The 20,078-nt window shown below is 73.6% G+C and carries 20 protein-coding genes and 1 pseudogene; 13 read left to right on the top strand and 8 right to left on the bottom strand.

The window, feature by feature from the left end:
- The first annotated feature begins 17 nt into the window (after window positions 1–17).
- The 4 genes from OU787_RS02840 to OU787_RS02825 all read left to right on the top strand — a co-directional run bounded on the left by OU787_RS02840 (window position 18) and on the right by OU787_RS02825 (window position 2,869).
- The gene (locus tag OU787_RS02840) at window positions 18–512 is read left to right on the top strand and encodes a holo-ACP synthase (protein ID WP_268658433.1); all 495 of its coding nucleotides are present in this window, start codon (window positions 18–20) and stop codon (window positions 510–512) included.
- Between the two features lie 27 nt (window positions 513–539).
- Window positions 540–785 (top strand): hypothetical protein, encoded by a 246-nt coding sequence (locus OU787_RS02835; protein WP_030461690.1) that lies wholly within the window; start codon window positions 540–542, stop codon window positions 783–785.
- On the top strand, window positions 782–2,002 hold the full coding sequence (locus tag OU787_RS02830) for a hypothetical protein (RefSeq protein WP_268658432.1): 1,221 nt from the start codon (window positions 782–784) through the stop codon (window positions 2,000–2,002). Before OU787_RS02835 ends, OU787_RS02830 begins: the two co-directional genes overlap by 4 nt.
- A gap of 120 nt (window positions 2,003–2,122) precedes the next feature.
- Window positions 2,123–2,869 (top strand): class I SAM-dependent methyltransferase, encoded by a 747-nt coding sequence (locus OU787_RS02825; RefSeq protein ID WP_268658431.1) that lies wholly within the window; start codon window positions 2,123–2,125, stop codon window positions 2,867–2,869.
- Between the two features lie 103 nt (window positions 2,870–2,972).
- On the opposite strand, the gene OU787_RS02820 is transcribed toward OU787_RS02825, so the two are convergent.
- Entirely contained in the window at window positions 2,973–3,824 is an 852-nt protein-coding gene (locus OU787_RS02820; protein ID WP_030461693.1) for a lysozyme, read from the bottom strand.
- Between the two features lie 278 nt (window positions 3,825–4,102).
- On the opposite strand from OU787_RS02820, the gene OU787_RS02815 reads away from it, so the two are divergent.
- From OU787_RS02815 to OU787_RS02800, 4 genes are all read left to right on the top strand, one after another.
- Window positions 4,103–5,014 (top strand): metallophosphoesterase family protein, encoded by a 912-nt coding sequence (locus OU787_RS02815; RefSeq protein ID WP_051817237.1) that lies wholly within the window; start codon window positions 4,103–4,105, stop codon window positions 5,012–5,014.
- Between the two features lie 360 nt (window positions 5,015–5,374).
- Window positions 5,375–7,201, top strand: coding sequence for a hypothetical protein (locus tag OU787_RS02810; RefSeq protein WP_268658430.1), 1,827 nt, complete (start codon window positions 5,375–5,377; stop codon window positions 7,199–7,201).
- Window positions 7,202–7,212: 11 nt separating this feature from the next.
- Window positions 7,213–8,109 carry a hypothetical protein gene (locus OU787_RS02805; RefSeq protein WP_268658429.1) on the top strand — a complete coding sequence of 299 codons (897 nt, stop codon included), beginning with the start codon at window positions 7,213–7,215 and terminating at the stop codon, window positions 8,107–8,109.
- Between the two features lie 283 nt (window positions 8,110–8,392).
- Window positions 8,393–8,998 carry a GNAT family N-acetyltransferase gene (locus OU787_RS02800; RefSeq protein ID WP_268658428.1) on the top strand — a complete coding sequence of 202 codons (606 nt, stop codon included), beginning with the start codon at window positions 8,393–8,395 and terminating at the stop codon, window positions 8,996–8,998.
- Between the two features lie 7 nt (window positions 8,999–9,005).
- On the opposite strand, the gene OU787_RS02795 is transcribed toward OU787_RS02800, so the two are convergent.
- Both OU787_RS02795 and OU787_RS02790 read right to left on the bottom strand, forming a co-directional pair.
- Window positions 9,006–11,063, bottom strand: a complete 2,058-nt coding sequence (locus OU787_RS02795; RefSeq protein WP_268658427.1) for a glycosyl hydrolase family 28-related protein — start codon at window positions 11,061–11,063, stop codon at window positions 9,006–9,008.
- Window positions 11,064–11,184: 121 nt separating this feature from the next.
- Window positions 11,185–11,562 carry a YkvA family protein gene (locus OU787_RS02790; protein WP_081967069.1) on the bottom strand — a complete coding sequence of 126 codons (378 nt, stop codon included), beginning with the start codon at window positions 11,560–11,562 and terminating at the stop codon, window positions 11,185–11,187.
- Window positions 11,563–11,755: 193 nt separating this feature from the next.
- Here OU787_RS02790 and OU787_RS02785 point away from each other — a divergent pair, with 193 nt between their 5' ends.
- Window positions 11,756–11,989, top strand: a complete 234-nt coding sequence (locus OU787_RS02785; protein WP_030461700.1) for a hypothetical protein — start codon at window positions 11,756–11,758, stop codon at window positions 11,987–11,989.
- Window positions 11,990–12,118: 129 nt separating this feature from the next.
- Here the strand turns inward: OU787_RS02785 and OU787_RS02780 are convergent, their stop codons facing one another.
- The gene (locus OU787_RS02780; RefSeq protein ID WP_268658426.1) at window positions 12,119–12,703 is read right to left on the bottom strand and encodes an isochorismatase family protein; all 585 of its coding nucleotides are present in this window, start codon (window positions 12,701–12,703) and stop codon (window positions 12,119–12,121) included.
- Window positions 12,704–12,822: 119 nt separating this feature from the next.
- Window positions 12,823–13,317: a glutathione peroxidase gene (locus tag OU787_RS02775; protein ID WP_030461702.1), complete on the bottom strand. Its 495-nt coding sequence runs from the start codon at window positions 13,315–13,317 to the stop codon at window positions 12,823–12,825.
- A gap of 159 nt (window positions 13,318–13,476) precedes the next feature.
- On the opposite strand from OU787_RS02775, the pseudogene OU787_RS02770 reads away from it, so the two are divergent.
- The 4 genes and pseudogenes from OU787_RS02770 to OU787_RS02755 form a co-directional block, all read left to right on the top strand.
- Window positions 13,477–13,746: pseudogene (locus tag OU787_RS02770) on the top strand (flavodoxin family protein); the annotation flags it as partial.
- A 71-nt stretch (window positions 13,747–13,817) separates the two neighbouring features.
- Window positions 13,818–15,377: a recombinase family protein gene (locus tag OU787_RS02765; RefSeq protein ID WP_268658425.1), complete on the top strand. Its 1,560-nt coding sequence runs from the start codon at window positions 13,818–13,820 to the stop codon at window positions 15,375–15,377.
- Between the two features lie 143 nt (window positions 15,378–15,520).
- Window positions 15,521–16,138: a recombination directionality factor gene (locus tag OU787_RS02760; protein ID WP_268658424.1), complete on the top strand. Its 618-nt coding sequence runs from the start codon at window positions 15,521–15,523 to the stop codon at window positions 16,136–16,138.
- Between the two features lie 109 nt (window positions 16,139–16,247).
- Window positions 16,248–16,964 carry a flavodoxin family protein gene (locus OU787_RS02755; protein WP_268658423.1) on the top strand — a complete coding sequence of 239 codons (717 nt, stop codon included), beginning with the start codon at window positions 16,248–16,250 and terminating at the stop codon, window positions 16,962–16,964.
- Between the two features lie 37 nt (window positions 16,965–17,001).
- Here OU787_RS02755 and OU787_RS02750 read toward each other — a convergent pair whose 3' ends face one another.
- The 3 genes from OU787_RS02750 to OU787_RS02740 form a co-directional block, all read right to left on the bottom strand.
- Entirely contained in the window at window positions 17,002–17,961 is a 960-nt protein-coding gene (locus OU787_RS02750; protein ID WP_268658422.1) for a hypothetical protein, read from the bottom strand.
- A 98-nt stretch (window positions 17,962–18,059) separates the two neighbouring features.
- Window positions 18,060–19,214 carry a hypothetical protein gene (locus OU787_RS02745; protein WP_268658421.1) on the bottom strand — a complete coding sequence of 385 codons (1,155 nt, stop codon included), beginning with the start codon at window positions 19,212–19,214 and terminating at the stop codon, window positions 18,060–18,062.
- Entirely contained in the window at window positions 19,211–20,065 is an 855-nt protein-coding gene (locus OU787_RS02740; RefSeq protein WP_268658420.1) for a thiopeptide-type bacteriocin biosynthesis protein, read from the bottom strand. Before OU787_RS02740 ends, OU787_RS02745 begins: the two co-directional genes overlap by 4 nt.
- Window positions 20,066–20,078: the final 13 nt, after the last annotated feature.

The following is a 20,078-nucleotide window of genomic DNA, read 5'->3' as shown; positions in this document are numbered from 1 at the left end:
GGCCGGAGGGCGGGCCGGTGAGCGGGCCGGTGGGCGGGCCGGTGAGCGGGTCGGAGGCCGGTGCGGACACCCTGCGGGCGGCCCTGCACCGGATGCTCGGCGACGCCCCTGCCGGGGCCGACCCCCGGGTGCGGGTCGGCGTCGACCTGGTGCACGTCCCCCGGGCCGCCGACCTGGCCCGGCGGCACGGCGAACGCTGGCTCGCCGACCAGTTCACCCCCCGCGAGCGCGAACAGCTCGCCGCCGCCACCGGCACCCCCGACGCCACCCTCGCCGGACGACTCGCCGCCAAGGAGGCGTTCCTCAAACTCCTCACCCCCGAACGGGAGTTGATCCCGCTGCGGGACATCGAAGTGCTCCGCGCCCCCGGCGGCGCCCCCACCGTCCACCCGCGCGCCGCCGCCCTGCACCGGCTGCGCGCCCAGCACCTCACCCACTGGACCCTCAGCATCACCCACGAGGGCGATTGGGCCGTCGCCGTCACCGCGGCCCTGACCTCCCCCACCCCCTGAACGCCCCCTCTTCAAGGAGCCACCCCCATGCAGCAGATCGCCGACTGGATCCAGGGCAAGAACCCCGCGCTCGGACGGGAGGTCGCGCCCGCCGAGGACCTCATCGAGGGGCGGCTGATCGACTCGCTGGACTTCCTGGAGTTCATCTACCTGCTGGAGAGCGTCTCCGGCCGCCCGATCGACCTCGCCGAGGTCACCGTCGACGACTTCCGGACGCTGGAGCGGATCGAGGAGCGCTTCCTCGCCCCGGCCGCACCCGGCGGCGCCGCGTGAGCGGTACCGCCGCGGTCACCGGCACCGCAGCGGTCACCGGCACCGTCCGGTTCGGCAGTTGCGACGCCGAGGCCCGCTGGCGGCCCGCCGACCTGGCCACCCTGCCCGCGCTGCGCAACCCGCACAGCGAGCGGCTGACCCGAGAGATGGACCAGCTCCAGGCAGTGCTCTGCGCCCCCGGCGACACCCTGCTGATGAACCGTCAACCACCGTCCGCCTTCACCGAGTTGATGCGTACCGCCGGTTTCGGCGCCCGTCACCTCGCCGTCCCCGGCGACCCGGCGGAGCCGGTCGAGCGGCGGCTCGCCGCGCACCCCGTCCCCGGCCTGGCCGGGATGGCGGCCGCGCCGTACGCGGTGCTGGACGGGACGGCCGAGGCGCTGGCCCGACAGGGGCTGGCCGGGACGGCCCCGTCGCTGGAGGCGGTCCGGCTGGTCAACTCCAAGACCTGGACGACCCGGCTCGGACACCCCGGCTCCGGCCGGGTCGTCACCGGCCTCGCCGACCTGCGGGCCGCCGTCGAGGAGACCGGCCCGTGCGTGGTCAAGGACCCGTACGGGGTCTCCGGGCAGGGCAACCTGGTGCTGGAGTCGCCCGAACGACTCGCCTTCCTGGAACGGCACCTGACCCGCGAGGTCGAGCGGCGCGGCGCCCGGATCGAACTGATCGTCCAGCAACTGCACCGCCCCGCCGAGGACTTCGCCGCCCACCTCACCGTCGGCCCGGACGGCCGGGTCCACTGGCACGGCATCCGGCAGGTGCTCAACGACGGCCACGCGTACCGGGGTTCGGACCGCCCGAGCGCCGACCTGCTGGCCCGGCTGGAGCGCGCGGGCTACCGGGAGACCGCCGAATCGGTGGCCGCCGCGGCCGCCGCGGCCGGCTACCGGGGCCCGCTGGCGGTGGACTCGATGACCACCGCCGACGGCACGCTCGTCCCGGTGCTGGAGGTCAATGCCCGGCTCTCGCCCGGCACGATCGCCCAACGACTGGACGCCCGGCTCGAGTTGCGGCTCGTCCCGGTCGACGGCGACGACTGGTTCGACCGGCTGGTCGACGCCCTCGACCGGGCCCGGCTGCTGGCCACCGCCGGCCGCCCCGGCCTGCTCCCGCTGGCCGCCGGTACGCTCGCCGCCCCGCGCGGCTGGCTGTTCCTCGCCGTCCTCGGGGACGCCGACCCCGCCCCGCTCACCCCTGTCCTGGAACGACTCACCTGAGGGGAGCGCCGGTACGCTCGCCGCCCCGCGCGGCTGGCTGTTCCTCGCCGTCCTCGGGGACGCCGACCCCGCCCCGCTCACCCCTGTCCTGGAACGACTCACCTGAGGAGACCGCCGGCCGTGGCCGACACCGTGTACGACGCCAGCACCGCCGCCGACTACCGGGCGGCCCGGGAGATTCCCCGCGAGGGCCTGACCGCCTGGCGGGAGGCGATCGCCGAGCACGCCCCGCTGCGTCCCGGCGCCACCGTCCTCGACGTCGGCGCGGGCACCGGCGCCTTCGCCACCGCGTTCCGCGACTGGTACGGCGCCCACGTCATCGCCGTCGAACCCGCCCCCGCCATGCGGGAGTTGATCCCCGCGGGCGAGGGCATCACGGTGCTGGACGGCCGGGCCGAACGGCTGCCCGTGCCGGACGCCGCCGCCGACGCCGCCTGGCTGGGCTCGGTGGTCCACCACATCGGCGACCTCGCCACCGCCGCCCGGGAACTGCACCGCGCGCTGCGCCCCGGCGCGCCGGTGCTGATCCGCAACGCCTTCCCCGGGCGCTGCGACCGCGACCTGCGGGTGCGGTACTTCCCGGAGACCGCCGCCGGGATCGCCGACTACCCGAGCGTGGAGCGGGTCACCACCGCCTTCGCCGCGGCCGGCTTCACCCGCACCGCCCTGCGCTCCCTGCCGCAGCGCTCAGCCCCCACCCTGGCCGCCTTCGCCGCCGGCCTGCGCCGCGACGCCGACAGCAAACTGCGCGCTCTCCCCGACGACGCCTGGCAGGCCGGCCTGGCCCGCCTCCACCGGGCCGCCGCCGAACGGCCGACCGAGCCGGCCGTCAGCTGGATGGACCTGCTGGTGCTGCACCGGAGTTGACGACCCGTCCGCCCGCGACCCGCCCCGCCCGCGACCCGTCCGCCCGCGGCCGGTGCGGGGCGGATCCGGCCGCGGGCGGAGGCGGGGCGGGCAGGGGAGGGGGTCAGCCGTTGGCGAGGGCCTGGACCCGGTCGAGCGCGCCGTTGAAGTAGTTCTGGTCGCCCGGCAGGGTGCCGGCGTCGGCGTACTGCCAGATGGTCTGGTAGGACCAGCCGGCCGGGAGGGTGCCGACGCTGGAGGAGTAGCGGGCTATCCAGAGCGGGTTGGTGGCGCCGAAGGAGGAGTTGTTGCCGGTGCAGGTGGTCCACCAGTCGGTGGTGGTGTAGATCGTCGGGTAGCGGCCGGTCTTGGTGTGCACGGTGTTGGAGAAGTCGCGGATCCAGCTGACCATCCCGGCCTGGCTCAGGCCGTAGCAGGTGGCGCCGTACGGGTTGTACTCGATGTCCAGGGCGGGCGGCAGGGTCTTGCCGTCCTTGGACCAGCCGCCGCCGTGCGCGACGAAGTAGGCGGCCTGGGTGGCGCCGCTGGAGACGTTCGGCAGCGCGAAGTGGTAGGCGCCGCGGATCATCCCGGCGTTGTAGGAGCCGTTGTACTGCTGGGCGAAGTACGCGTTGGTGTAGCTGGTGCCCTCGGTGGCCTTGACGTAGGCGAACCGGCCGCCGTTGGCGTACGCGGTGCTCCAGGCGACGTTGCCCTGGTAGCTGGACACGTCCATGCCCTTGGTCTGGGTGACGGCCAGTGCTGCGAGGGTGCTCGCGGTGCGGGCTGTGTCGCCGCGGCCCTCGTGGGCGGCGACGGTCGAGCCGGCGAAGTCCCGCTCGGGGTGGAAGTTCGCGGGCTCGCCCGGCTTGGCGGCCTGGGCGGGGACGGCGGCGACGACGCCGACGAGCAGGGCGGCGGAGGCGGCCGCGGTGGCGGCGCGGCGGAGCATCCGGGTGGTGCCGGAAGCGGGCATGACGACTCCTCAATCCGGTGGGCGTGCGGCCGGGTCGGCTGCATGCGGAGAAGATATAGTCATGGCCCCGTCAGTCAACAGAGTGTTGAAACCACATATCGAATGAATGTATGTAGAGCGAACAGCCATAGGTGTGACAACTGAACACCAGTCGTTCCGCTCGATGTTGACGACCCGTCGGACAAAGCGCCTGCTGGCGCGCCCGGCCACCCCGGCGGTAGCGTGTCAACGCGCGTCCCGCTGCCGGGACGCCGGAACGGGACGGGAACGGGGGAGCGGTGCCGGACGGACGCCTGCTCGCGGTCAGCGACCTGCACGTCGGCGTCGCCGAGAACCGCGGCACCCTCGAAGCGCTTCGACCCACCGGCCCCGACGACTGGCTGATCGTCGCGGGCGACGTCGCCGAACGGGTCCGCGACGTCGAGGCCACCCTGGGCTTCCTCGCCGGCCGCTTCGCCAAGGTCCTCTGGACCCCCGGCAACCACGAACTGTGGACCACCACCCAGGACCAGGTCGACCTCCCCGCCCCCGCCCGCTACCGGCTCCTGGTCGAACGCTGCCGCGCCCTCGGCGTCACCACCCCCGAGGACCCGTACCCGACCTGGCAGGGCCCCGACGGCCCCTGCGCCGTCGCCCCCGTCTTCACCCTCTACGACTACAGCTGGCGGGTCCCCGGCGTCACCGACAAGCAGCAGTCGCTGGCCCGCGCCCGCGACAACGGCGTGGTCTGCACCGACGAATACCGGATCGACCCCGCCCCCTACCCCGGCCTCGAGGACTGGTGCCGCGAACGGGTCGCGGCCACCGAGCAGGCGCTCGCCGCGCACGACCCCGCCCTCCCGCTCGTCCTGGCCGGCCACTGGCCGCTCGACCGCCGCCCCACCGACATCCTGCGCCACCCCGACTTCGCCCAGTGGTGCGGCACCGACCTCACCGCCGACTGGCACCGCCGCTTCAACGTCGCCGCCGTGGTCTACGGCCACCTGCACATCCCCCGCACCACCTGGTACGACGGCGTCCGCTTCGAAGAGGTCTCGCTCGGCTACCCCCGCGAGTGGCGCCGCCGCGGCCACCCGCGCGGCCTGCTCCGCCAGATCCTCCCCTACCCAGGCCTGCCCGAGCAGCCCATCCCCGCCGAGCAGCCCATCCCCGCCGAGCAGCCTCTCCCCACCGAACCGCCCGTGACCTGACGGCCCGTCGACGGTGGCGGGCCCGGGCTCCGGACTCCGGGCCCCGGGCCCGCGCGCTCCGGGAGCCGGCCCGGAGGCGTGCGCGCGGTCCGCGGAGCCGGCCGGACGGCCGCGCCCGGTCCGGGGAACGCTGTTGAAACCGCCCGCCCGGCAGGGCGCGCTCCGCCGCGCGCCCGCCCCCGGCGGCCGGGTCCGCCCGGCCCGCGGCCGTGGGGAGTTGCCGGGGCCGGTGGGCGGCGTGAGGCTGGAGGCGGCCCGAAGACGCGAGTGCGTCCGTCCGTCCGGCCGCGGGTCCGCGTTCCGCGCCGCGCCGCCGGTCAGCTGCAGGACGCCCGACAGTGGGATGTGGGTGACTCCCCCATGATCGATGCCAGAACCCATGCCGCCGCACTGGCCGAGCACCGGGAGGGCCTGGCCGCCGCGCCGGTCGACCCCGCGCTGCGCCCCGCCCTGGACGGCCTGCTCGCCGAGGTAGCCGACCACCCCGCGGACGCCGCCCTCGGCAGCCTGCTGGACCACCTGCTCCAGCACGCCCAGTCGGACGGCCTGGAACTCGACCTGCTCGCCGAGGCCGCCGCGATGTGGACCGAGGGATTCGACCTCTACACGGCGATCGGCTCGGTGCGCGCCGACATCGAGACCGCCCTCGCCGACCCGGCGCAGCCGGACGCGGCGGCGAAGTACTGCGCGGCCACGGTGCGCCTGCGGAAGCTGGGCGAGGGGGTGGACGGCAAGCACCTGGAGATCCAGGACCTGGGCCGCCGGCTCGGCGAGATGCGGCACGTCCCGGAGCACCCGCGGCAGGCCGGCGCCCCGCTGGACGCCTGGGGCTGGGGCGACGTCTTCCTGGCCCGGCGCACCGACGCCTTCGTCCGCACGGCCTTCGCGGCGGCGGACACCCCCGCCACCCGGGCGACGGCCTTCGGCATCCTGTCCGGCCACGCGGCGAACGCGGCCGGCTCGGCCTACCTGGGCAAGGTGGTCGGCGGACCCCGGCGCAGCCACCGGTTCCGGGACCGGATCGCCCGCAACACCGTCGGCTGCTACCTGGCCCAACTGCGGCCGGAGGCAGGGGACTTCGGCCGGCTCGCGGCCGCGCTCCGGTACGACGCGGCCCCCGAGGCCCGGCTCCCGGACGACGCGGCGGCGTTCCTGGCCGAGGTGCTGGGGAAGACCTACGACCTCGGCGTGACGGCGCCGCTGCCGGACCTCCAGCTCGGGTACCGGCGCCTGGTGCGGCAGTTGGAGCTGCTCGGCACCTTCCGGCAGCCGCCCCGGCCGACGCTGCCCGCCCCCGGGTTCGTCCGGAAGCTGTGGGCCGACCCGGCGCACCCGCCGGCCTCGGTGATCACCACCGAGACGGCCACCCCGCCCGCCGTCGCCGACTCCGGGCTCGGGCCGGCCTCGTACTCGGGACCCGCGGTGCCCCCGTACCAGCGCCCGCCGACCGCGACGGACAGCACCCGGGGCAGCGACAACCAGTGCGGCAGCTTCTGGCTGGGCGTGCTGGGGTTCCTCGCCTGGGCCGGGATGCTGGGCGGTCCGTGCTGGGTGCCGTGGGGGAGCGGCCACTCGTGCCCCTTCTGGGACAAGTACGTGTCGGACAACTTCAAGCACGCGTTCGAGACCAGCCTCACCCCCGAGGAGCAGGCCGCCCTCGCCGCGCAGAACCAGCCGCTCACCTCGGCGGAGTTCGCCCGGGGCGCCGACCTGCCCCAACTCACCGAGCTGGTGGGCCTGTTGTTCGACTTCCAGGCCCGGCTCTGGGAGGCCCTGCGGAAGGCCGGCGGCTACCTGGCCGGGTGCGGGGTGGCGGCGCCGGACGGGCGGCTGCACCACCCGCTGTACCGGCAGTTCCTCAAGGTCCCGTCCAGCGGCGACAACATCACGCCGCGCCGCCCCGAGGCCGATCCGGTCGCGGTGTTCTACCGCTACCCGCTGACCCCGCTGGAGGAGCCGTCCGACGGCGGCGGCGGGCTGCCGGTCGGCACCGACCCCGGCTGGCTGCTGCGGGAGTCCACCGCCGCGGTGACCGCCCTGTGGACCGGGATCGCCCGGGGCACGTCCGGCGAGGCCAACCCGGACTTGGACGCAGACCGGTTCCGCCGCTACGACTGCTGGGCGGCCGGCGGCTCGATCGACGACGACCCGGTGGACGTGCGGGTCCTCGGCTACGGCGAGACGTGAGGAGGGCGGTCATGCCCGCGCGCAACGACGGCCGCGACCCGGAAGGCACCACCGACGACCGGCCGTACCTGTTCGTCCACAGCTACCCGCCGCCGGTCCTGCCGGCCGGCTCCTACCCGGTCGACAACGGCACCCGGCCGGTGCCGCCGGCGGTCTGCTGGTACCTGTGCTCCGGCATCCAGCCGCTCACCGCCTTCCAGCCGGGGGAGGACCTGACCGTCCAGGTGACGGTCGGGAACTGGCAGGGCGGCAACAGCGAGTCGATCGCCTACCTGGGGCTGTGGTGGTCGCCCCCGGTCAGCGGCCCGCTCGTCCCGGACGCCGACAAGTTCCTCGGCCTCACCACCGTGGTGGTGCCGCCGCACGGCGGGCAGGTGGTCTCCGACCCGCTGACCGGGCGGATCCCCGCGGACGCCGGCGACCACGTCTGCCTGCTGGCCAAGGTCTGGCACCCGCTCGACCTGCCGGGCACGGACATCGCCGACCCGGTCAACGACCGGCACTGGGCGCAGCACAACCTGGTCGTGCTGCCGTCCGGCAGCGCCGGGACCCTCCCGTTCCTGGCGTCCAACCCGCTGGCGGAGGAGGCCGGCTACCTGGTCGGCGTGGGGCCCGTCCCGCCGACCCGCTGGGCGGGCTTCCGGCTCGACGGGGACCCGCAGCCGGTGGCGGTCGAGGCCGGTCCGGTCGTGCTCACCGGCCCGGACGGGCAGGAGCTGGCCCGCGGCGAGGGCGAGGCGTCCTGCGCGCTCACCCTGGGCGCCGGGGAGCGGCGGCCGCTGGAGGTCGCGGTGGAACCGGCCGGGGCGGTGCCGGCCGGGGCGTTCGCGCCGTTCGAGGTCGTCCAGTACCGGCTCGGCGAGGAGGTCCCGGTCGGCGGGATCGGCATCGCGTTCACCGGCGGCTGAGCGGCCGGGCGGTTGGGCGGCTGGGCGGCCGGGCGGTCGGGCCGCTGAGCAGCCGGTGAACGTCGGCCCGCCGGGAGCGGGTTGCGGCGCGGCCGCCCCCGGCCCGGGGCCGACCGCGCCGGTCGGTGGGGAGTGCGCTCCCGGCGGACCTCGGTGGTCGGTGGGGGAGTGCGTTCTCGGCGGGGACGGGCGCTGTGGCACCATGGCGGTTCCGGCGCCCCGCCGCGGGGACCGTTCGCACCCGTCCGTACCCCGTTCGCACCCCGTTCCGAGGAGAGCGCCGATGACCGCCGCCGAGCCCACGTCCGCCCCGGCCACCGACCGGGCCACCGACCGGGCCCCCGACCGGGTTCCCGACCCGGTCTTCCGGACCGCGGGGCCCGCGGACGTGCCGGCGCTGGTGGCGCTGGTGGAGTCGGCGTACCGGGGCGAGTCCAGCCGGGCCGGGTGGACGACCGAGGCGCACCTGCTGGAGGGGCAGCGCACCGACGCGGCCGCGGTGGCCGAGCTGCTGGGCCGTCCCGACTCGGTGGTGCTGCTGGTCGAGCGGGACGGCGCCCTGGCCGCCTGCTGCCACCTGGAGCGGCGCGGCCCGGCGGCGTACTTCGGCATGTTCTCGGTCTCCCCGGCGATCCAGGGCGGCGGCCTGGGCCGCCGGGTGCTGGCCCGGGCCGAGGAGTGGGCCCGGGCCGCGTGGGGCTCGACCGCGATGGAGATGACGGTGATCGAGCAGCGCGCCGACCTGATCGCCTGGTACGAGCGGCGCGGCTTCGCCCGGACCGGCGAGTTCGAGCCGTTCCCCTACGGCGACGAGCGCTTCGGGGTGCCGCTCCGTTCCGACCTGCGGTTCGCCAAGCTGGTCAAGCCGCTGGCGCCGCAGGCCGGTTGACGGTCCGTCACCAGGGCGACGGGGCGGGCGGGGCGACCACCGGCGGGCGGTCGTCGCAGGTGAGGGTGTTGGGCAGCTCCCAGGAGGCCAGCCAGTCGCCGGTGGTGCCGCCGCCGGAGTTGCCGCCCAGGTCGGTGACCGCGAACTCGGAGCCGGCCGGGGTGAAGTGGAAGGTGCCGCAGTTGTTGATGCCGACGGCGCCGACGTTGCGGGCGGTCACGTTCTGGAAGCTGGCCGACCCGGCGACCCGGGCGCTGAGCACCGAGGTGCCGGTGCCGTCGATCTTGACGTCCTTGAACGCCAGGTTGGACAGCTTGTACTGGTCCTTCACGCCCCACTCGGCGACCGCCATGATCGCGTTGTAGGTGGAGTCCAGGTAGTGGTCGCCGGTGACCCGCACGTCGGCGTCGATGTCCCGGTCCAGCACCTCGAACCAGATCGCGCCCAGGCCGATGTTCCAGTTCAGCTCGTAGGTGCCGGCTCGCACGGTGGTGTTGTCGGTGAAGTGCAGGTACCCGGCGAACGGCTCGGCGCCGAACCGGGAGCCGGCGTGCAGGCCGGAGCCCTCGCGGACCGGGTCGGCGACCAGGTTGTCCGAGACGGTGGTGTCGGTGCCGCCGTACACCGCGATGGCGTTGGCCAGGGTCGGCGACTGCACGGTGTTGTGGTCGATGACGGTGCGGGCGTCCGCGGTCTTCTCCGACCAGAGCGCGATGCCGTCGTCGCCGGTGTTGCGCAGGAAGTTGTCGCGGATCACCGAGTCGGCCACGCCGGTGTGGAAGTTGATGCCGTCGGCGATCTGGTCGGCGATCTGGTTGCCGGTGATCTGCAGGTTCTTCATCGGGCCGTCCAGCCAGATGCCGACCTTGGTGTGGTGGATGTACAGGCCCTCGATGCTGGAGTCGCTGAACGCGCCGCCGATGCCGTTGACCTGGTCGGTGTCGATCCGCTCCCGGACGTCGCCCTCGATGGCGAACCCGGACAGGTGGACGTCGTGGCTGCCGCCCTGCGCCGCGTCCTTGCCGTAGACGCCGACGCCGGTGTGCACGCTGCCGTCCGGGGCGGGGGTGGCCAGGGTCTGCTGGGTGCCCTTGAGCACGGTGTACCAGCTGCCCGCGCCGATCACGGTGACGTCGTCGACCACCAGGTGCCGGTTGACCTGGAAGACGCCCGGCGGCAGGTACACCGGCAGGTGCAGGGCCTTGGCGAGCCTGACCGCCCGGTCGATGGCGTCCGCGGAGTCGCGCCGCCCGGTCGGGTCGGCGCCGGTCGCCAGCACGTTGACGGCCTTCAGCTCGACGTGCGGGGCGGCCACCAGTTGGGAGTCCATCAGGTCGATCGCCGCCCACGGGGCCTTCGACCCGGCGGGCAGCGCGATCCGCACCTTGTCGCCCGCCCGGTAGGTGCGGCCGAGCAGCAGCCGCTGCTCGTCGTACATGTGGCCGGGCCGGAACGGGGTGGCGATCGCGGGCGCGGGCGTGGTGGCGGCGGGCACGCAGCCGCACTCGGTGATCCACCAGTCCGGGTGCAGCAGCCCGGCCTTCGGGTCGTTGCTGAACGGGTACTGGTTGTACAGCCAGGAGTACTGGCTGGTGGCCGAGAGCTGCCGCCGGTCCTTGCCGTTGACGGTGACGTCCAGCGGGGCGGTGGTCCCGCCGCCGTCCGCCGCGTCGGGGAGGCTGTAGCGGACGGTGATCGCGTTGGCGTCCTTCGGCAGGGTGAACTCCACGTACTGGCCCGGGGCCAGTTTCACCGCGCTGCGGCCGGACGCCTCGGCGGCCAGGGTGTACGCGGTGCGGTCGGCGGCGATCACGCTGCCGGTGGTGGCGGCGTGCTCGGCCTCCTGCTCCAGGAAGTCCACCCGGGCGCCGCGGCCCGCGGTCAGCGCCGGGTCGATCCCGGCCCGGGTCACCGCGGCGCCCCCGCCGCCGGAGGCGGGCGCGGCCTGCGCGGCCGGGGCGCACAGCGCCACCCCGAGCCCGAGCACGGAGGCGACGACCACCGCCCCCGCGCGGGCCGAACGGGACAGCGCGGAGCGGGAGGGGGATGCGGGGGCAGCAGTCATCGGGGACCGGCTCTCTGAAAGGCGTGGTGGAAGTGAGCCGACAGTAGGGGCGCGCGCCACATCACCACAAGAGAGTTGCGCAGAAATTTCTCGCAGATGTCAGATTCTTGCGAAGTGAGAGTCAGTCGTTGCGGGGCGATCGGTCGCCGGCCCACTCCAGGTACCGGCCCGACTCCCGGGTCAGGCCCATCAGGAACCACAGCAGCAGCGCCGTGTCGTCACCCCAGCCGATCAGCGGCAGGAAGTCCGGCACCGCGTCCACCGGACTGAGCAGGTACACCCCCACCGCCACCGTCAGCGCCGCCAGCTTCCCCGGCCCGACCCCCGGGTAGCGCCCCGCCAGCACGTCCCGCAGCAGCCGGGGCAGCGCCAGTGCCCGCGCCCCGAGCCCGGGCGCACCCGGCCGCCGGGTCTCCCGGTACAGCCCCCACGCCGAACGCGCCACCGCCGCCCCGTCCAGCCCGCGCACCCGGGCCGCCCGGCCCTTGCCCCTGCCCATGCGGTCCTCCCGAACGTTCCCGCCGACTTCCCCTCCACGGTACGGGACCGCGCCCCCGTCCCCGGGGCGGCCGCGGTGCCGGGCCGGGCCGGGGTGCGCGGGGCGGGGTGCGCCGGACTGGGCGGGGCGACGCGTTGCGCGCGGGTGGCGGTGCGGACGTGCGAGGTGCCGCGGCCCGGCCGATGCTGGCCGCATGACGAGCAACAGCACCGCCGAAGAGCCCCTGGTCCGGGTCGCCGAGTTCCGCACCGACAGCCGCTACCGGCTGGTCCACTTCCAGGGCGAGGGGTGGAAGCCGCTCGCCCCCGAGGAGTTCGAACCCGAGCTGCACCACCACTTCCCCGACCTCGATCCGCACGACCCCGCCCGGGTGCACTGGGACGACCGCCCCTGGGAGTGGCCCGCCTGGCGCCCCGGCGAAGCCTGAACCGCGTACCGCGTACCGCGCACCACACGCACTGCACGCACCGCACGCACTGCACGCACCGGAGCCCGTCCGGGCCCGACCCCCGTCGAGGGCCGGGCCCGGACGGGCTCCGGTGCTGCGTGGCGGGCCTCAGCGCTCCGCGGCCAGCAGCGCCAGCACCTCCTCGGTGGTGCCGGTCTCGCCCAGCCGCGGGAAGATCCGTTCGACGCTGTGGCGGTGGGCCTCCGCGTCCATGTCGGTCATCGCGTCGACCACCGGCGTCACGTGGTAGCCGTGCTCGAACGCGGCCCGCGCGGTGGACTCCACGCCGATGCTGGTGGCCACGCCGGTCAGCACGATCTGGGTGACGCCCCGGCGGCGCAGCTGCACGTCCAGGTCGGTGCCGTGGAAGGCGCCCCAGTTGTGCTTGGTGACCACCAGGTCGGACGGGTCGTGCAGCTCGGCGGCCAGCCGGTCCCAGCCCTCCGGGCGGGGTGCCGCGCCGCCGGCCCGGTTCTGCTCGGTGCGGCCGGGCGGCACGTCCCCTCCGTCGGTGGCGAAGGACACCCGCACCAGCACCACCGGCAGCTTCGCGGCGCGGAACGCGGCGGCCAGCGCCACGTTGCGGGCCAGCACCTCGGTGGTCGGGTAGGGGGCGCCGGGGATGGCGAGGATGCCCTGCTGGAGGTCGATGACGACCAGGGCGGTGTTCGGGTCGAGCGCGGTGACGGACACGGCGGGCCTTTCGTCGGGGCGGCTGCGCGGACGGCCCGGGGCCCGGACTGTCCAGTTCCACTGCGCAGGTTACCTGTACAGTTCGGACGGTCCGGGCCCCGGGCCCACCACGCGCGGGCTCAGCCCGCCAGCTGCGCCTCGATCGCGGCCACCAGCTCCGCCGACTCCGGCTCGGTCCGCGGCCGGAACCGCCCGACCACCTCGCCGTCCGCCGACACCAGGAACTTCTCGAAGTTCCACTGCACGTCCCCGGCCTCGCCGGTCGCGTCCGCGACCTCGGTCAGCCGCGCGTACAGCGGGTGCCGCTCCGCCCCGTTCACGTCGATCTTCTCGAACAGCGGGAACGACACCCCGTACGTGGTCGAGCAGAACTCCTGGATCTCCTCCGCCGACCCCGGCTCCTGCCCCATGAACTGGTTGCACGGGAACCCGAGCACCGTGAACCCGCGCTCCCCGTACTTCTCCTGCAGCCGCTCCAGGCCCGCGTACTGCGGCGTCAGCCCGCACTTCGACGCCACGTTCACCAGCAGCAGCACCTGGCTCCGGTACTCGCCCAGCGAGGACGGCTCGCCCGCCAGCGTCCGGATCGGGAGCTCGAACAACGAATCCACCATGGCCTGAACCTGCCTTCTCGACGACGACGTGCCAATGCCCTCCGAACCTACCCCCGACACGGCGCCGTCCGGCGCACGGTCCCCGGCCCCCGGCCCCCCGCGTGGTGCGATGGGCCGCCGGAACAGCGGCGAGACGACGAGACGAACGGACGGACGGCGATGACCCAGTACACCGACCTGCGGGCGGTCTTCCTCAACTGCACCCTCAAGCGCAGCCCCGAACGCAGCCACACCCAGGGCCTGATCGACATCAGCGCCGGCATCCTGCGCCGCCAGGGCGTCCAGGTCGAGGAGATCCGCGCCGTCGACCACGACATCGCCACCGGCGTCTGGCCCGACATGACCGAACACGGCTGGGACACCGACGAGTGGCCCGTCCTCTACTCGCAGCTCATGAACGCCGACATCCTCACCCTGGCCGGCCCGGTCTGAGTCGGCGGAACACTCTGCCTGCCGCCAATCGCGTGCCATGATGGCCCGCCCCGGACGGAGAACGAGTGATGACCGACCTGCCGTACGTAGACCTCTACCTGCGCAAATCGCGCGTCGTCCGCGACGAGGACCCGCGTGACCTGACCTCCATCCAGTCCCAGGAGAACACCGGTCGGGCCTGGGCCGCACGGGAGGGGTGCCGGGTCCGCGAGGTGTGGGTGGACAACCTGTCCGCCTGGAGCGACATCGAGCGGCCCGAGTTCGACAAGGCGCTGGCCGCCGTCCTGGCCGGTGAAGTACCGGCGCTGTGGTGCGCCTTCCTGGACCGGTTCACCCGCAAGGGCATCGACGACATCGGCCCGATCCTGGGCAAGGCCCGCGTGATCTTCGACTACGAGGGGCTGGACTCCTCGATCGAACGGGACCGGCGCTGGATCATCGACCGCGCCGAACAGGCCCGCGAGTACTCCAACCGCCTGTCGTACAACATCAAGTCGACCAAGGCGACGATGCGGGCGCGTGGCCAGTGGACGCAAATGGCCCCCTACGGCCTGTGTGCGGACAAGGCGAGGAAACTGCGCCACGCCCCCGAGACGTGGCGGATCGTCCTGCACGTAGTCAAGTGCGTCGCGCTCGGCTTCTCGCAGCGATCCGTGGCCAAGGCGCTCAACTCCGGCCCGAACCCCGTCCCCGGGCCCGGCGGCGGAAGGTGGCAGGCGAACGCGATATCGCGGATCCTGCACAACCCGGTCTACGAGGGCTGGCAGGTGGCGCCCCGTCGGCAGAAGGCCACCCGCGGCCGCTTCGAGGCGTTCCGGGACCGCGACGGGAACCGGGTGAGCGTGCTCGCCGAAGGTGTCGAACCCGTACCGGCCGACCTGCTCGCCCGGGCCCGGCAGGTCGCGGCCGGCTTCACCTTCGCCTCCCCCGACCAGGCCGCCCGGGTGGGGACGACCCGCGAACTCCTCACCGACGCGGTGAAGTGCCCCGGCTGCAGGAGCGGTGCGTCCCCCGACTCGCAGAACTACCGGTGCTGGCGCGCCGTACAGGGCGATGTCTGCCCCGCGCCGGTGTCGGTCAGCCGGGCACGGCTCGAGGAGTACGTGACCGAAGCCTGGTTCTCCTGGATGAACGCGGCGGAGCCGGACGACCTGCTCCTGGTGAAGGCCGCCCAGCGCTGGAAGGGCCTCCAGCAGCCGGACAACGGAGCTGAACTCGCTGAAGCCACAGCCGCGTTGAAGTCGGCCGAAGCCGGAATCAAGCGGCTGGTGGAACAGCAGGCCTCGGGCTTCTTCGACCCGCCCTTCGACACGCACCTGCCGGTCCTGCAGGCCGAGGCGCGGACCGCCCTGGAGAACGCGAAGCGGAGGGTGGCGGACGCCAGCCCGAAGCGCCTCGACGTCTCGTTCCTCCTGGAGGACGCCGCGATCCGGCAGGCCTGGGCAGAGGCCGACCTGCCCCTGCGACGCGAGTTGCTGCGCCTCGTGATCCGCCGGGTCGTGGTGACGAAAGGCCGTCGAGGATGCAACGTGTTCGACGGCCCGTCGCGCGTGGAGATCCACTGGCTCGACCAGCCCGACCCGTGGTTGAAGCCGAAGGACCAGGGATCCTTCGCCGCGGCAGCCTGACCGACACGGCTGGCCTGCCGCCGTCACGCCGCGGCGGGCCGGTCCCCGGCTGAGCTGGGCTTCGAGACAAGGGGGGACGGCCGAGTCAAACCGCGCCGGATCCGGATGCTCTCACCACTCGACGAGAGGTGAGGAGGCGTCCTGTGGCGACGTACCGTTGTGTGAAGTCCGGTCTTCCGGTGGCTGCTGAGCAGATCAGCGTGATGGCCGAGGGAGGGTGGTGCTTCATCACCGGCAGCCGAGAGAGCGCAGTTGCGGTCGCTTCGGCACTGGGCGGCAGGCTCGACGAAGCTGACCCTCGCGGTTCCTCGCCCGCCAGCATGGTGAGGACCGGAGCCCACTCCCTCTCGATCACCATGCACGGGGCTGAGTCGATTTCGTTCCGGATGGTGCACCGGGGCGTGCGGGGGAGTGGCAAGGTCCGGGCGGATCACCGGAATTGTCACCGCCCTGCTGCTCTCGAAGTGAAGCAGTGCGGCCGTGGTACGGGCCTGGCGGAGCAGCGCTCTGCGGCCAGGTCCGGCCACGGCGCGAAGCCCGAGATCAAGATCGCGTTCCGGCTGACCGAGGCGCCCTCGCTCGGGGTGTTCGAGTTCGCCACCTCGTCGTGGACGCTGGCCGGGATGCTGGAACCCGTACTGCGGGCGTTCTCTGGGGGCCGGGCGTCGCTGCGATGCGAGCTCAGGATCGAGTCCCGCGGCTTCGAGACGTCCGACGGCGTGCAAGTGACCTACCACGAGCCGGTGCTCGTCCTCGGCTGAGCCGTTGGAGCGGGATCACGGCCCGACCGGGTGAGCCTGTCAGCCGGTCGGGCCCGTGGCTGGTGAGCTGACCCGAACGACCTGAGCAGCAGTCGAAGGAGAGGAAGCCATGCCCGCGCCTGGCACGTCGTACGGTGACCTTCGAGCCCTGGTGATCAACTGCACGCTGAAGCGATCGCCGGAACGGAGCCACACCCAAGGCCTCATCGACATCAGCACGGGAATCATGGAACGCCAAGGCGTGGCGGTCGAAGTCCTTCGTGCCGTCGACATCGACATCGCGACCGGCGTGTGGCCGGACATGACAGAGCACGGGTGGGAGAGCGACGAATGGCCGGTCATCTACTCGAAGGTGATGGCCGCCGACATCCTTACGCTAGCCGGGCCTGTGTGGCTGGGAGACAACTCCTCCGTCATGAAGCGCGTCATCGAGCGGCTGTACTCCTGCTCGTCGGTCCTCAACCAGCACGGCCAGTACGCCTACTACGGCCGGGTCGGCGGCTGCCTGATCACCGGCAACGAGGACGGCGCCAAGCACTGCGCGATGAACGTGCTCTACAGCCTCCAGCACCTGGGGTACACGATCCCGCCGCAGGCCGATGCGGGCTGGGTCGGCCCGGCCGGCCCGGGGCCGTCGTACCTCGACGAGGGCTCCGGCGGGCCGGAGAACGACTTCACCAACCGGAACACCACGTTCATGACGTGGAACCAACTGCACCTGGCGCGGATGCTGAAGGACGCGGGCGGCCTCCCGGTGCACGGCAACCAGCGGTCCGAGTGGGACGCGGGCTGCCGTTTCGACTTCGAGAACCCCGAGCACCGGTAGGGATCTTCGCTTTCGGGGCGCGGCGCCGTTCCTAGGATCAGTGGCGGACGAGCTCGACCTCGGCGTCCATCACTTCCCACCACACCTCTGTGTCCCATTCGGTGACCTGCGGCAGGTGGTCGGAAACCTCCTGCACCTGCGGCGTGTTCGGGATGGTTGCGGAGATGAGCGCCCGCATCAGCTCCTCGGCGGTGTAGCCGTGGTCGATCCCGCCGAGGCTGCCGGGCGGGAGGTCTTCGCCGGGGATCCGCTGACGGGCCTTCTTCGGACCGTCCCAGGTGGTGGGCCCGTCCGCGCCGGCCTGTCCGAGCACGGTGGCCGCGTACCTGCCGATGTTGACCATGCCGCGGAGGGTCATGAGCCGGTCGGGCACGTCGTCGGGCCGGGTCGTTCCGTCGGGCAGGACGATCGAGCGGTCCACCACCCATGCCTTGTCCTCAGCCCCGTCGAGGCGGAGCGGGCAGCCCCACACCGGCCAGGAGTTCATGTCGCCCTGGAAGAAGGCCAGCCACCGGTCCTTGTACATGTTGGCCAGCAGCCAGCGGATCTGGTGCTCGCGGTCGCCGGGGTCGCCGAAGTTCAGGTGGACGGATGCCACCGAGACCTCGCGCTTGCTGAGGGCGCCGGTGTGGGGGTGGATGCAGCGCAGTTTGGCCGTGGCGGGCCGGTGCCGGACCGCGTTGGTGTAGGGGATCCACTCGGGGTCGGCCTGGAACAGCTCGGGCGCGAAGAACAGCGCGTTGCGGCTGCCGGGACGCTCGTTGGGTGCCTCCACGAAGTCCAGCTGGAGCTGCTGGGCGACCTCGGCGGCCTGGTCCTCCTGGAGTTCCTGGAGGGTGAGCAGGTGTGGGCGCTCGGCGCCGCGCTCCTGGGCGAACTGACGCAGGTGATCGATCGCTTGGGTCAGCTTCCAGCCGTGCTGGATGTTCCAGCCGACGTGGACGAAGGAGCCCAGAGCGCCGGGCTCGGGCCTGGCGGTGGTGAGGGTATTGCTCATGCGGTTGCCTCTCGGTGTCGGGTCCTGCTGGAAGGCGCGCCGGGGAGTGCGCCGGACCGGCGGCGGTGCCCGTGTCCGCGGTCGAACGGACGGCCGGGTCACGGCCGCGACGGCGAGAGGGACTTGGCGGCGGCCTTGGTGATGACGGCGGCGGCCAGGGTGAGGGCGGCGGTGATCCGGTCGTCGTGGTCGGTCGTCAGGGTGGCCGGGCCGCCGACGCCGCACTCGGCGGCGATGGCTGCCAGCCGGTGGCGCTGTTCGGCGGGCAGACCGTCGGCGAGGCGGTGGCGGGCGAGGTCGCGGGCGCTGTAGCCCTCGGGGTCGGCGAGGGTGCGGCCGACGGCGGTGAGGTAGACGCGGGCGGCGTCGGGGAGTCGGCCGGCGGCGGTGGCGAGGTCAGCGACGGTCAGGGCGAGCCGGGTGTCGAACACCTCGCTGCCCTGGCGCGGGGTGACGGCGGCGTGGGCGCGGAGCATCACCTCGGCCTGATCGGCGGCCGGGTCGCCGTCGAGCAGCGTGCACGCGACGGTCAGGGCGGCGGCGATGGCGTGCTCCCACGGCTGTTCGGCGGGGGTGTCGCGGGCCAGGGCACGGGCGAGTGCGGTACGCCCTTCGAAGGCCATGGCGACGACGGCGACCTGGCGGCCCTCGAACAGGCGGTCGCTGCGGTCGGTGGACTGTCTGAGGTGGAAGTGAGCTTCGGTCCAGCGCCCGGCGCGGGCCAGGGCGCGGGTGCCCTCGAAGACCTGGATGTCGGTGAGCCACTTATGGACGTCGGCGCGGTCGGTGCTGCTGGCGGTCAGCCCGGCGAGGGGGATGATCAGGCCGCCGGGGAGGGTGGCGTCGTCGTTGTCGGCGACGGCGCGCAGCAGCTCGTCCAGGATCGCGAGTGCCGGGATGCCGTTGCCCGCCCGCAGTTCGAGGTGGGCGAGGTTGACGAGGGGCTCGAAGACCAGGCGGGCCAGGTAGACGGTCAGCGGCCGACGGGCGAGGTAGAAGCCGGCGTGGTTGAGGCACAGCACGCGGGCCAGGCCCGGCAGGCCGCGGTCGGAGGCGAGCAGCGCGGCGCGGTTGTGGACGCTGGCGGCAGTGGCCGGGTTCTCGGTGTCGGTGGCCTGCCGGGCGAGGTCGGTGAGCTGGTGCACCCGCTGCTCCAGCGGGGCGGCGAGGGCGTGCCTGCGGGGGACGAGGGGCAGGCGGGCGAGGGCGTCGCCGAGCGGACCCGTGGGCTGTGCAGTGCGCTGGGCGCTCATCGCAGCACCGCCTCGTTGGCCTCGACCAGGTCCAGGACCGCACCGGCAGCGGCGGAGGCAAGAGCGGCCTGCTGGTGGTAGGGCAGGCCGAGGCGGTTCGCGGTGAACAGTTGGTGGTGGGCGAGGACGGCGCGCTGCCCGCGCCACAGCTGGCCCTCGTCGGCCAGCGTCCGCAGGGTCAGGCCGTAGGCGGCGAACGCGCCGAACCAGGACGCGGCGTGCGCGAGTCGGCCTTCCAGGAGCGCGGAGCCGGGGGTGGTGTCGGCCTGCAGCAGGGTGCGGGCGGCGTCGACCAGGCGGCGGTCTGGGACGGCCAGCCCGGGACCGTCAGCGGACCGGTTCTCGGCGACCTGCGCCCAGGTGTCGCCGATCTCGTACCAGTCGAGTCCGGCACCGCGCATCGCGGCCGTGCCGAGCAGAAGCCACAACTCGGCTCGCTGGTCGGACAGTTCGCCGCGGTGCACAGCGGTGAGGTAGGTGAGGGCGTGGCGGCTGTCCTGGTGGAAGAGGCGGTGAGCGGCGGGCAGCGCGGCGGCCCCGCCGAACACGTAGGTCTCCGGCTCGTAGATGGCCGGGGTCCAGTCGCTGATCATGCCCGCCTCGCGGCACATGTCCAGGACCTCGTTGACCGCGGCCGCGGTGGCGGTGGCCTCCAGGGTGCCGGAGGCGGCCTCGCGGTAGCGCAGCCGCCAGCGGTCGCCCTTGCGCAGGAAGTGCCAGCAGCCGATCAGTCCTTGGTCTTCCAGGGCTATCAGGGCGGGGCCGAGGAGCCGAACGGCGTGCTCTTCGGGGGTGTCGGTGGCCAGGTGCAGGTGGACCTGCGTCCAGGTGTGGTCGCCGGTGGCGGGCACCAGAGTTCTCCTT

Origin of the sequence: Kitasatospora sp. YST-16, from assembly GCF_026802215.1 — a bacterium.
In the GTDB taxonomy this organism is placed as follows: domain Bacteria; phylum Actinomycetota; class Actinomycetes; order Streptomycetales; family Streptomycetaceae; genus Kitasatospora; species Kitasatospora cineracea.
Note: the sequence above shows the minus strand (reverse complement) of the source record. Positions and strands in the feature narration are given on the sequence as shown.